The 11,697-nt window shown below is 32.8% G+C and carries 10 protein-coding genes and 1 pseudogene; 4 read left to right on the top strand and 7 right to left on the bottom strand.

From position 1 onward, the window contains the following. The first annotated feature begins 127 nt into the window (after positions 1-127). A complete protein-coding gene (locus QZZ51_RS14015; RefSeq protein WP_291870740.1) occupies positions 128-721 on the top strand; it encodes a bifunctional precorrin-2 dehydrogenase/sirohydrochlorin ferrochelatase in 594 nt (197 codons plus the stop codon). Continuing rightward, positions 711-1,079: a hypothetical protein gene (locus tag QZZ51_RS14010; protein ID WP_291870738.1), complete on the top strand. Its 369-nt coding sequence runs from the start codon at positions 711-713 to the stop codon at positions 1,077-1,079. The genes QZZ51_RS14015 and QZZ51_RS14010 overlap by 11 nt, the downstream gene beginning before the upstream one ends. A gap of 89 nt (positions 1,080-1,168) precedes the next feature. Here the strand turns inward: QZZ51_RS14010 and QZZ51_RS14005 are convergent, their stop codons facing one another. The 5 genes from QZZ51_RS14005 to QZZ51_RS13985 form a co-directional block, all read right to left on the bottom strand. Next, positions 1,169-2,428 (bottom strand): M14 family zinc carboxypeptidase, encoded by a 1,260-nt coding sequence (locus QZZ51_RS14005; protein WP_291870736.1) that lies wholly within the window; start codon positions 2,426-2,428, stop codon positions 1,169-1,171. Positions 2,429-2,671: 243 nt separating this feature from the next. After that, positions 2,672-3,769 (bottom strand): alkaline phosphatase family protein, encoded by a 1,098-nt coding sequence (locus QZZ51_RS14000; protein WP_291870734.1) that lies wholly within the window; start codon positions 3,767-3,769, stop codon positions 2,672-2,674. Between the two features lie 6 nt (positions 3,770-3,775). After that, positions 3,776-5,371, bottom strand: coding sequence for a metallophosphoesterase family protein (locus tag QZZ51_RS13995; RefSeq protein ID WP_291870731.1), 1,596 nt, complete (start codon positions 5,369-5,371; stop codon positions 3,776-3,778). A gap of 279 nt (positions 5,372-5,650) precedes the next feature. Continuing rightward, positions 5,651-7,132 (bottom strand): SusD/RagB family nutrient-binding outer membrane lipoprotein, encoded by a 1,482-nt coding sequence (locus QZZ51_RS13990; RefSeq protein ID WP_291870729.1) that lies wholly within the window; start codon positions 7,130-7,132, stop codon positions 5,651-5,653. A gap of 21 nt (positions 7,133-7,153) precedes the next feature. After that, positions 7,154-10,297: a SusC/RagA family TonB-linked outer membrane protein gene (locus QZZ51_RS13985; RefSeq protein ID WP_291870727.1), complete on the bottom strand. Its 3,144-nt coding sequence runs from the start codon at positions 10,295-10,297 to the stop codon at positions 7,154-7,156. A gap of 233 nt (positions 10,298-10,530) precedes the next feature. On the opposite strand from QZZ51_RS13985, the gene QZZ51_RS13980 reads away from it, so the two are divergent. Further along, positions 10,531-10,767 (top strand): hypothetical protein, encoded by a 237-nt coding sequence (locus QZZ51_RS13980; RefSeq protein WP_291870725.1) that lies wholly within the window; start codon positions 10,531-10,533, stop codon positions 10,765-10,767. Next, positions 10,752-10,889: a cupin domain-containing protein gene (locus QZZ51_RS16670; RefSeq protein ID WP_366511982.1), complete on the top strand. Its 138-nt coding sequence runs from the start codon at positions 10,752-10,754 to the stop codon at positions 10,887-10,889. Before QZZ51_RS13980 ends, QZZ51_RS16670 begins: the two co-directional genes overlap by 16 nt. Before the next feature lie 6 nt (positions 10,890-10,895). Here QZZ51_RS16670 and QZZ51_RS13975 read toward each other — a convergent pair whose 3' ends face one another. Together QZZ51_RS13975 and QZZ51_RS13970 are read right to left on the bottom strand one after the other, a co-directional pair. After that, positions 10,896-11,573, bottom strand: a complete 678-nt coding sequence (locus QZZ51_RS13975; protein ID WP_291870723.1) for an HAD-IA family hydrolase — start codon at positions 11,571-11,573, stop codon at positions 10,896-10,898. Between the two features lie 2 nt (positions 11,574-11,575). Beyond that, positions 11,576-11,697: pseudogene (locus QZZ51_RS13970) on the bottom strand (TIGR03364 family FAD-dependent oxidoreductase); the annotation flags it as partial.

The following is an 11,697-nucleotide window of genomic DNA, read 5'->3' as shown; positions in this document are numbered from 1 at the left end:
GATGGACATACTACTATTTTTTTAGAAAAAAAGAATCAAATATGTCTATAGGCACCTCTTTATTAATTCTATTCCAGAAGAAGGGGCTAGAGCTACTATAAACTATAATACCGATAAAGAATAAATTATGGAACGCAATGAGTTATATCCTATCTTTTTAAAAGTATCGCAACTTCAAGTCTTGGTTGTGGGTGGTGGTAATGTAGGTTTAGAAAAACTAACATTCCTATTGAAATCTAGTCCCAACGCGCAGGTAAAAATGGTGTCTATTAATTTTTTAGATAAGACCTTAGACTTAGCTAAAAAACATAATGTAACAATAATCCAAGGTGCCTACCATGAAAAGTATTTACAAGATAAACATATAGTTATTGCAACAACGGATAATGTTGGTATAAATGAGCAAGTTTATCACGATTGTAAAAAAAGAAACATATTGGTGAATGTTGCTGATAACCCGCCGTTTTGCGATTTTTACATGGGAAGCATCGTTACTAAAGGAAATGTAAAAGTAGCCATTTCTACCAATGGAAAATCGCCTACTACGGCCAAAAGATTGCGACAATTTTTTGAAGATGCTATACCAGAAAACATAGATGATTTGGTAAAAAACCTCAACGAATTCAGAAAAACTATAAAAGGTGATTTTGAAGAAAAAGTAGAAACTTTAAATGAATTTACGAAAGGATTAGTAAGCAAAAAACCTAACAATGAAAATTAGAATAAGAAGAAATTCGATACGCCTTAGACTTACCAAAACCGAAGTAGATAGCTTAAGTAAAACTGGTTTCTATACAGAAGAAACAAATTTCCCTAATAATACTTTGGTTTACAAAATTTCTGCCAAAGATACTATAGAAGCTATGGAAGCTTCTTTTAAAGGAAATACCATTACCGTTTACATTCCTAAAAAAGATTGCTTAGACTGGCCTACAAATACAAAAATTGGTTTTCAAAACACTTTAAAAATAGACCAAGACAATACTCTTTCTATTATGGTAGAAAAAGATTTTGTTTGTATGGATGAGACCGTAGAGGACCAAACAGATAACTATCCTAATCCCAAAGGAAACATATAATCGTAATTTACATTTACTAGTTGCTCACTAAATAAGAAAAAAAACTCTAGTTAAAAAAAGACTAAGTCTTAATAAACTATCGTAACATATTATCTAGTCTCTTTTAATTTTCGCAGCATTAATTCCATAAGTTTAATAGCACTTATTTTGCCTTTTTCCTTAATGAAATGTCTTGGTGTATTGTCCCCTATTTCAAAAACTAAGGATTCTGCATTATATGTTGCAAAAAAATAATTTTTAGAAACCGCGGTTGGCAATATTTTATCACTAGGTTTAATATTAGGCTCATAACCCGGAATCTCCTCTTTCACAGCTTCTAACCATGAAGAAACTAAACCAGGCATATTTCCTTTTATATTTGGATCAATAGTGTAATAAATATCATCCCAAGTAGAATGAAAATCTATCCCAAAATAAAACTTACCTCCAGTTTGTTTTACTTTCTTTTCCATGAATTTTTTTACAGCTTGTGTTTCTGGTTGGTTAAAATTTGCCCAATCTCTATTTAAATCTACACCTCCCATATTATGTCTCCAATGTCCATTATCGACTCCATCGGGATTCATTAATGGCACAACATAAACAGCAAACTTTTTTCTAAATTTTATAGCCAATTTAGTGTCTGATGCTAATGTTTCTACAAAAGCCTTCATTGCCAAAAAACCAGTAACCTCAGGTGGGTGCTGTCTAGAAATAATCATCATCATATTTTTAGATTTTTCCTTTCCCAAAGTAAGGAGCCCCATATTTCTTCCTTCTTTACTTTCACCAATGCTCTGATACGTTATTCCTTTTTTATCTGCTAAATCAGAAGCCCACTTAGCGACTATTTTAGAAGTTTGTAACTCTTGTCCTGCCACCCATAAAGGGCGGGGGCCAACGTTTAACTTTATCCTTATTTTCAATGGTAATGAGCCCATTCCAAAGTCCGCATTTCCTTTTTCAAATTCCTTGTAATTTAGGCTATCTAAAGCCTTCCAAGCTTTTCCATCTTCGCTATATTTTGGGTAATATCTATGCTTAACCCCTTCTTGGTAAGTAAGCATAACATACACCGCCTTAGGCTTTTTTGATGTTACTTTAAATGCATACCAAGGGCTTATGTTTACAGGTGTATTTTCTGAAGTAATCAGAGCAATAAATGTGCTGTCATTTTCTTGTATAATCCCATTTAATCTTCCTCCATCAAAGTTATTAGAGAATGTTACGTCTTTATTATTAAACGTATAATCTCCCTTCCATTGTCTTTGCGTTGGTTTAGAATTTGTCGGTACTATAGCTATAGCACTTTGCCCTTGATATTTTTGTGTTATTCGAGGTTCCTGTCCATTGACAAATAAAAAACACATAAAACTATTTAAAAGTAAAAAGAGTCTCATAGAATATTGCGTATTAGTAGATTCTAAAATTACGAAGAAATAAAATGTATTTAATATACCTCTACCCTATTCATTTAAATTTATAATACTAAAAAACCGATGCTTTTACACATCGGCTTAACAAATAAACTAACTCAAACTTATTCAACTCCATTAATAATAGGCACTACAAAAACATTAGAACCCCTAAAACTTATACAAAATTGTAATTATCTAATTATTAAATAATGATAAAGGCTTATTATACTTTTCTTGGGGACTTCCCTCTACATCTAATAACTCTAATATAGTTGGCGCAATTTGATTGCTAAATAATTGTTCTTTAATAGAAACTTCTCCTAAAGGGTTTATTCTATTACCAAAAGCAATAAACCAGACTCCTCCTGCTCCTTTAATTTCACTACCATGGCTTCTCCATGTATCTAATGGATCTGTTCCTCTCCCATGATCCGTTGCAATTAAGAATACTGTATTATTTTTATAAAATGGATCTTCCTGTGTGTATTCCCATAGTTGTTTTATAAAATTATCTGTAGTATTTGTAGACTTTAAATACGCTTCATAGTCTCCATCATGAGCAAAGTCATCTGTTTCACCATAAGCAATATGTATTAATTCTGGATGTCTCTTTTTCATATGCTCCATGGCATAATGATGGGTAAAAGCATCTAAACGAACAGAACCCCATGGGCTAGGGATAGTAGGCTGTAACTCATTTAAAAATTGTTCTCGTTGTGTTAAATTTTCACCTTTAGCTAATTCAAAACCCGCATTTACTAAAACCCCAGACCGTTCTTCATTAATAATGTAAGGAAAAACATCCCAACTTCCGAAGGCAGCTACTTTACCTGTATAATTAGAAGTAACATTTACTAGTTCTAAAACCGTTTTATTAGGGTTGTTCATTTTAGCATTACTCTTAATACGCTTATCATCTGCAATACCTGATAAAATTTCATTATAACCCGGATAAGAAAACCACATTTTATTAGTTAAATCTACCTTACTACCCAATTTTCTATTTCCGTGTATTTGTCCTATTTTAACAACTTCTTTCCATATAAAAGGCATCAGAGCCTGCCTTCTTTTTAAAGCAGATTCTTTCCAAAAATGTCCTTTTAATCCCATCGTATCTTTTACATACTCTTTATTAGAAACCAAAAGAGAATCGGCTCCTGTGAATAATTCTTGCCAACGTAACCCATCGACCGTAATTAATACTATTTTAGGATTTTTCTTTTCTATATTTTGTGCAAAATTTACCTTTAAAAAAAGGAAAAAAACTGTAATAAAAATAACTTGTCTTTTCATAGTAATTTAGTTTTTAGTTTTAAACGAGAGGGTTTTAGACCAGTTGCCCCAATTTAAATTCTGATCTCTATAGCGTACTCTCCAATAATATTTTTTATTTGGTTTTAACCGATTTGTTTTCTCATCTGTTAAGTCATCATCCTTTTGTCTGTCTTCCATATAATACCAATTCTGGTACTGTTGCCAGCTATCATAAAAAGGTTTCTCAAAATTTTCGTTCAAAGAAACTTGCCAATGGGAAGCGGCATGGAATGTATTCTTAAAATCACTTTTGAACGAACTTGCTTTTAATGTTGTTCCTAAGACTGATACTGTTTCATTGTTAGGAGATTCTGCTATAGGAGCCATAGGTCTACTCTCTTTTTTATAAACCGTAATACTATCTCTAAGCTCGTTATCTCTAGTTTTATTCTCATTACCTCTACTAATTCTTTTTAAAGTAAATTTTGGATTCTCTTTATCTCCATCTACCTCTACCATAACAAAACCGTATTCATCTTGTGTAACAGTAAACTCATCATAATCGCGTCCCTCAAACTCGCCCCAATTGTCTATTGCTCCTCCAGCAGAAGCCACATTAACCCACAAATGTTTGTGATCTTTAGATTGCCCTCTGGAATAACCGTGCGTATGCCCAAAAAAATGAAGACTTGGCTTACCTGTTTTGGTTGAAAATGCTTCTAACATTTTAACTACCTTACCCGATGATTCTTCCTCTCCTGGAATCCAAAGTTCCGATTTATGAGGGTGATGTAATTGCGCAAAAACAAAATCGATATCGTCATTACTAGCCGTTTCTTTCAATACTTTTTCCAACCATTCGTATTGTTCTCCTAAGTCTCTATAACCCTCATTTGAATTCAATCCTATAATTCTTGTATTGCCATAATCTTTATACCACCAATGCTCTGCATATGCTGGAGTACCATTTTCTGGCAAACTAAAATATTTAAAGTAAAACTCCGAGTTTCTTTCGTGATTCCCAAGAACTGGGTATAGAGGAACATTGGATAATAACTTTTCTGATGGGTTAAAAAAATGGTTTTTCCATTGCCCGTAATTTGAACCCGTTGACACTAAATCTCCAGGAACCAAAATCATAGCTAAATTATCTGTTAGACTTCCTTTATAATTTTCTTTTATATACGGTAATATACCATCATTAACTACTTCCGAAAATTTCTCTGGATGACTATTATCTATTTGCATATCACTCATAGCCACAATATTAAACGACACTTTATCTGAAGAAAATGGAGGGGTCTTAAATTGAAATATATCTGACACTAATTTTCCTGTTCTTACTCTATAGTAATATTCTGTAAAGCGTTTTAAAGTAATTAGCTTAACCTCATGAATTCTAGAGTCACTAAAATTGATATCATAAGATATTCCTTTAGTTTTCTTTCCTAATTTTGGTGTTAATCCCCATTCCACAATACTCCCGCCCTCCATAGAAGTTTCCCATTTTATCTTTATAGAATTAGGTTCTGCATCTTGTAAAAAAGGCTGTACTAAAAAACGCTCTTTAGAACTTTGGGCTAGCCCCATAGCGGAAATCCAAAGTAAAATAAATACTATTTTATGTTTCTTTATCATCATACTTTAATTTAATAATTGTACTACATTTCCTGAAAAAATATTAAAGTGAAGCTCTCTTTTAAGGCAAGCACACACCTCTTTATCGCCTTCTATAATAACCTTTTGTTTTTTACTAATTCTACGTACCAAAGTAAATCACCACCTCTTATATCTCGTTTATAAAAAAATATTGGGTTCGTTTTCTCTTATTACTTTTTAATCCTTTTAAAAACCAAAGCAAGACCAAAAGAATATACTCTTTTGGTCTTATTGCCTTGTTGATAGATTAATTAAAAGTGGTTATTTTAGCCACCATGTTACTTGTCTAATATCATCATTATCAGTACCGAACTGTTTTTCTATCGCTGCATTTACATTTTCTGCATTTTCTGTAAGTTCAGAAGAAGGGTACATCCACCTTGTTGGAGGTGTTGCATCTGCAGTATAAGGAAAAGTAGGAAAACCTGTTCTTAGATAATCAAAATACATTCTCCATCCGTCTTGTAAAAACGATGTGAAATATTTTTGCGTTACTACCAGTTCCAATTTCTCATCATTAGTCGTAGCAGAAGAAAAATCTACCATAGTACCTGCTAAATAAGTATCTGCAGCAACTGGAGTAACATAACTCCCTAAATTTTTTGCGTACATTTCATAGAATTCAAAAGACGCTTTAATCCCATTTTTATAGTGTACTTCTGCATCAGTAGTAATCCACCCTCTAACAGCAGCTTCTGCTAAAATAAACTCCATTTCCCAGTTCCCTAATAAAGCATGTGGCTCTGTTGTTGGGTCTGTAGAATATCTAAGATTTACTTTAGATAACTTACCATCTGCCGCTAGTGTATTTATTTCACCATAAGGTCTCAGAGCATCTGCACCTGCATAACCTGTAAAATCATTAATAGCTAAACCTGCTTCTTTAGCATTTTTAGTTTGCGAACAAAAGATGAACAATCTTGGATCCTCTCTTTCTTTTAGCAATTCTACAAAAGTACTAGCCATATACATCCCAGAACCATACCCAGATGAGTTAAACTCAGAATAACGTGCTCCTTCTGCATCGAAAAACTTAAGAGAAGCAGTTTCATTTGCAGTAGTAATTATGGGCTCATTTGCAACAATACTAGCAAAAGTAGCAGCTAAATTAATATCACTATCCGCAGATTGTTTAGATAATGATATTAATATTTTTAAACGGTAAGAATTTATTAATTTTCTCCATTTAGAAGTATCTCCTCCAAAAATAATATCTCCACTAACAAAATTTACATTTGTTTTTAAAATTTCATTAGCCTCTGCTAGTTCTTTTAAAACACCAACAAACACTTCTTTTTGAGAAGTATATTCTGGATTAAAAACAGCTTCTGTTTCTCCCTTTAAAGCTTCTAGATATGGTACATCTCCAAAATTACTAGCTAATTCATTAAAATAATAAGCTCTAAAGAATTTACCTATAGCAACATATTCTGGTGCTTCTATACGTTCTGCTTCTTCCATCATTTTAGTTACTTCTCCTAAAATTTTATAGCTATCGAAGCTAGCGCGATCCCAGTTATAATACTGACTACTACTTTCTCCGTCTGATGATACTAACATCCGAGATGCGTACATTGGAGAAGTTCCATGAACTTCAAAAGTTTCTACTGCAATATTAGTCAGCAATAATTGTGGGTGAGTTTCCCTGACGTTATTAGGGTTTATATTAATCTCATCTAAGTCTGCACAAGACCAAAATGAAGTCAAAACCAGTATTCCGATTATGAATTTTATATTTTTCATTTTATTGATTATTATATTTTATTAAAATTTTGCGTTAACACCAATACCAATGTATCTTGTAGAAGGATCTTGTAAATTATCATCATTACCAAAGTCAGGATCAACAATATCTGCTTTTTTCCAAACCAATAGATTATACCCAGATAGAGTAGTGGTTAAACTTTTTAATCCTTTAATATTAACATCATCTGTTAGATCGTACTTTACAGAAAGAGTCCGTAATTTAAAAAAGCTACGATCAAAAATGTTTGCAAAAAATGCATCATCACTTTGTAATACTGCTGCTCGATAAGAATATGTTTGAGCCCAACTTTGCCAGTTAACAGCTGTACTATTTGGTTGGTACGTTCTAGTATCTGACGTTACTTTACCAAAAGCATCTCTTTTTACTTCTCCACTAACAACATTTACCCCTTTAGGTACAAATACTGGTGCCCCAGCAGCATATTCTGCATCTCTATATTTTGTAGAGTTTGGATGTTTACCACCCCACCACATTTTTTCAACAGTTTTAGATCTAAGCAAACCGCCCCATGCGCCATCTACACCAATATTTACTTGGAACTTTCCAATTGTAAAGTTGTTTTGCAAACCAAGTCTCCAATCTGGGGATTTGTTCCCTACTTTACTTTTAGTATTTACTCTAATAGGCAATCCATTTGTATTAATTACTAGTTCACCGTCTGAAGAAGTCTCCCAAGTTTTAGTGAAATAACTATCTGTTCGATCATTCAATTGCAAAGAGCCATAATTTGGTTGGTTACCATATATTTTAGTAATCCGTTGTGTATTAGTGCTCCAATTTGCCAGAATATCCCAACTAAATTTTTGATTTTGAATGGGTTTAGCCGTCAGGATAACTTCATATCCCTTGCGCGTAAATTCGTTTCCATTTACTTTTCTACCTGTAAAAGCCGAAGCAACAGATATGGGTAGATCAATTATATTATTAGTCATTAACTCATTATAATACGTAAAGTCTAATCCTATTTTATTATTTAATAATGCAGTGTTGAAACCTACTTCAAAAGTTGCTCTAGATTGCGGATTAATATTTGGATTTACTAAAGTATTAGGATATTGTAATTTAACTTTTCCATTAAAATTTTCATTATTCTCATAATACGCGCTTGTTTTATATGGAGATAATGCCCCAGAAACTTTAGCCCACGAAGTTTTAATTTTAAAGAAATCTATAGCTTCTGGCATATCGATTAAATTAGATACCATAGTACTCATAGAAGCTGATGGGTAAAAGAAAGAACGATTTTCTTTTGTTAATGTAGAAGACCAATCGTTTCTTCCTGTTAAATTTATATAAAAGGCATCGAATAAATCGATACTTAATGACCCATACACACCATTAGTCGCTTCTTCTCTATAGTTCGTATTACCTTTAATATTACCTGCCGTATTATTTAAACTATATACCCAAGGAACAACTAAACCATCCGTTGCATTATATTCTTCTTGGTATTTGCTATAAAAAGAAGCTGCTCCAACATTTAAATCCAATTTAAAATCGTCGCTAAAATCTTTTTTATAATTGGCTAAGAAATCATAGTCAACTACTAAATTCTTTTTATTCCATGTTTTATAATCCCCTTCTCTTGGGTCGCCATAGTTAAGGTATGTTTTTGGGCTTTGACGATCTTCGAATCTATTGTCAATTCTACCAGACCCTCTTACTTGGATATTAAAATTTTCTGTGAATTTGTATTTTAAACGCATTAATGCATTTACTTGATCACGATCGTATTTCTGGTTTAACTCATTAGCTGCAAAATATGCATTGTTATACCAAGCATAATTAAAGTTTGCCTGACGATACCCTTCTTGACCAGGAATATATTGGTGATTTTTTAGGTCTTCGCCATTTACATCATCACCCATCCACACTAATAAAGTATACATGTGGTTACGTGGACCATACCCATGACGAGGGTAGTTTGGAGAATATACTTTATTGTATGCTAACTTAGAATCTAAAGTTAATTTATCTGTAAGATATGTAGTAGCATTAAATGTTAAACCTCCTGTTTTTAGGCTAGAATTAGGCACTCTACCTTTATGATTTTTATAATTTACAGAAAGTCTAACAGATCCTTTTTCGCCATTATGACTAACAGCAAAATCTGTAGAATTTATTACAGCAGTACCCATAAAGTTATCTAAATTATCATGGTATTGCCAAGGTGTAGCTACTCTTTCATATTTAGATTTATCATCATACCTTGTACCAGCAACATCTCCCCACCAAGGAGTAGTTTCTCCTGTAACTTTATCTCTAATAGGACTATTCCATTGTGGTACCATAACACCAGGCTCAAATTTAGGCCCCCAAATCATATCTCCATCAGAGATACCGCCATCTTTACCGTCCCAAAATTCATACTTTCCGTTAGAGCCGTTACCATATTCTTTTTGAAACTCAGGAAAAACTGTAAAACCAGCAGATATCATAGTATTATGATTAACCTCTATTTTTAAACCTTCTCCTTTAGCTCTTTTAGTAGTAATTATAATTGCACCTGTACTAGCTCTGTTACCGTATAACGCAGAAGCTGTTTGTCCTTTTAAAACATTTACATCTGCAATATCATTAGGAGATATACTATAAAAATCTGTTCCTACAATAATCCCATCTACAACAACAATAGGAGAACCACCTCTTAAAGACATTTCTGCTTTTTGAAATAATCCGGTAGGGTTACTTACTGTTAAACCAGCAACCTGCCCAGTAAAAAGGCTTCCTACATTAGGTACAGCTACTTCATTAATAGTCTCTGCAGACATTTTTTGAGTAGTATATCCAATTTTCTTTTGATTCCGCTCTATTCCTAAAGCAGTTACAACTACTTCATCCAAACTTTCCGAATCTAGTAATAAACTAATGCTTGCACTTGTTTTACCCGAAGTATCAAATTCCTTTGTTGCATACCCTATATATGATAGCATAAGAATTCTGTTTTCATCCGATAATTCAATCTCAAAATTCCCATCAAAATCAGTAGCTGTGCCATTGGAACTTCCTTTAATAACAACAGAGGCTCCTGGCAAAGGAGCTTGATTTTCATCTAATACCGTTCCCGTAAATTTAGACTGGGAATGGCCAATGGCAAAAGCAAAAAATGCGGCTACCATTACAAATAATCTCTTTTTCATTTTTTTTAGTATTTGTAAACTTTGGTTAATTATTATGCCGCAAATATGCAACCAACAAGTTAAAATAAACACCTCAAAATATTAAGCTATTGCAATGTTTACATTAGGAATATTACCAAATTGTTACCAAAATCTGTTTACAAATACTCCGCAAGAAATTTCCTTCCCCACTTCCTTTTTTATGATGAAAAACCCTGCGAAATTAAATAGAGATTACCTCTTTCTTTGCCGGTATGCTGCAAACAAACGGAGCTAATTTTATTATTTCTAGAAAAGAGGATTACTCTTTAATTAAAAAAGAAGATACTGCCGTAGGTTTTGAATACAAATACATTTTCGGCAAACAAATATCTTCTATGGGTTTTGAAACGGTTTTATTAGAAGTTAAACCAAATTTGAAAAGGGAAAAAGTTACAACAGATGCTTATGAATTTAAGTATATTCTATCTAAAAAGTGCTACTACGCATAAGAGAAGATGAAGTGCTTTTAAAAGAGGGCGACTCTATTTTTTTTGATGGTAAAATTCCTCACGTACTAAGCAACAAAAGGACTGAAACTTCTAAAATGTTAGTCGTCTATATTTTCATTTAGATATTTCTAAAACAATACCTCTTCTAACTCTACCAAAGAGTTCATAACATAAGTAGGTTCCGCTGATTTTAATTGTTCCTTTGTATGGGCTCCGGTAGTAACCCCTACTGTAATTCCGCAGTGCGCATTTTTCCCTTCTTGAATATCTATGATAGAGTCTCCTGCTTTTAATACTCGAGAGGCATCATTAATATGTAATACGTTCATCGCCTCAAAAATCATATCGGGATTTGGTCGTCCTCTCTTTACATCATCTGCCGTAATTAAAAGATCATACTCTACTCCTTTTTTCCAGTTCATTTTATTCAATAAAAATTGAGCTGTTTCTTTATTGTAACCCGTATTTAAGGCAATTTTTATTTCTGCTATTCTAATTTTTTTAAGTAATTTATCGACGCCCTTATAACTTTCCACGTACAATTCTTCATAAGCTTTAGCCAAGTAATCTTTAAACTCGTTAAAAATATAAGTTGCCAATTCTTCATTACCAACCCCTTCATGCGCTAGTATAATATCTTTTATAGCTTGTTCTTTCTCTTTACCTGCTCCGTGTTCTAGCACAAAATCTAAATCGACTAAATAGCCATGATTATTTATTGACTTTAGTAGCGTTTTATATACTACGTTATTTTCATTAACTACTGTTCCTGCCATATCAAAAACAACCATTTCTATTTTCTGCATTATTATAAATTAAAAATTTTAATAATATTTTCTTTAGCAAACCCTGCGCTTCCTGTCATTCCTTTACCTCCAATACCAGTCACTATATGGATATTCTTATCTATTATTTTTTCGTAAATATCTG

The sequence above is a fragment of the Maribacter sp. genome, from assembly GCF_016744255.1.
GTDB lineage: Bacteria > Bacteroidota > Bacteroidia > Flavobacteriales > Flavobacteriaceae > Maribacter_B.
This window is presented reverse-complemented; position numbering and strand designations above follow the sequence as displayed.

Bases quoted from the DNA above. Each gene is read 5' to 3' on its own strand.
- QZZ51_RS14015 (WP_291870740.1), top strand. From the start codon at position 128: ATGGAACGCAATGAGTTATATCCTATCTTTTTAAAAGTATCGCAACTT.
- QZZ51_RS14010 (WP_291870738.1), top strand. From the start codon at position 711: ATGAAAATTAGAATAAGAAGAAATTCGATACGCCTTAGACTTACCAAA.
- QZZ51_RS14005 (WP_291870736.1), bottom strand. From the start codon at position 2,428: ATGTGTTTTTTATTTGTCAATGGACAGGAACCTCGAATAACACAAAAA.
- QZZ51_RS14000 (WP_291870734.1), bottom strand. From the start codon at position 3,769: ATGAAAAGACAAGTTATTTTTATTACAGTTTTTTTCCTTTTTTTAAAG.
- QZZ51_RS13995 (WP_291870731.1), bottom strand. From the start codon at position 5,371: ATGATGATAAAGAAACATAAAATAGTATTTATTTTACTTTGGATTTCC.
- QZZ51_RS13990 (WP_291870729.1), bottom strand. From the start codon at position 7,132: ATGAAAAATATAAAATTCATAATCGGAATACTGGTTTTGACTTCATTT.
- QZZ51_RS13985 (WP_291870727.1), bottom strand. From the start codon at position 10,297: ATGAAAAAGAGATTATTTGTAATGGTAGCCGCATTTTTTGCTTTTGCC.
- QZZ51_RS13980 (WP_291870725.1), top strand. From the start codon at position 10,531: ATGCTGCAAACAAACGGAGCTAATTTTATTATTTCTAGAAAAGAGGAT.
- QZZ51_RS13975 (WP_291870723.1), bottom strand. From the start codon at position 11,573: ATGCAGAAAATAGAAATGGTTGTTTTTGATATGGCAGGAACAGTAGTT.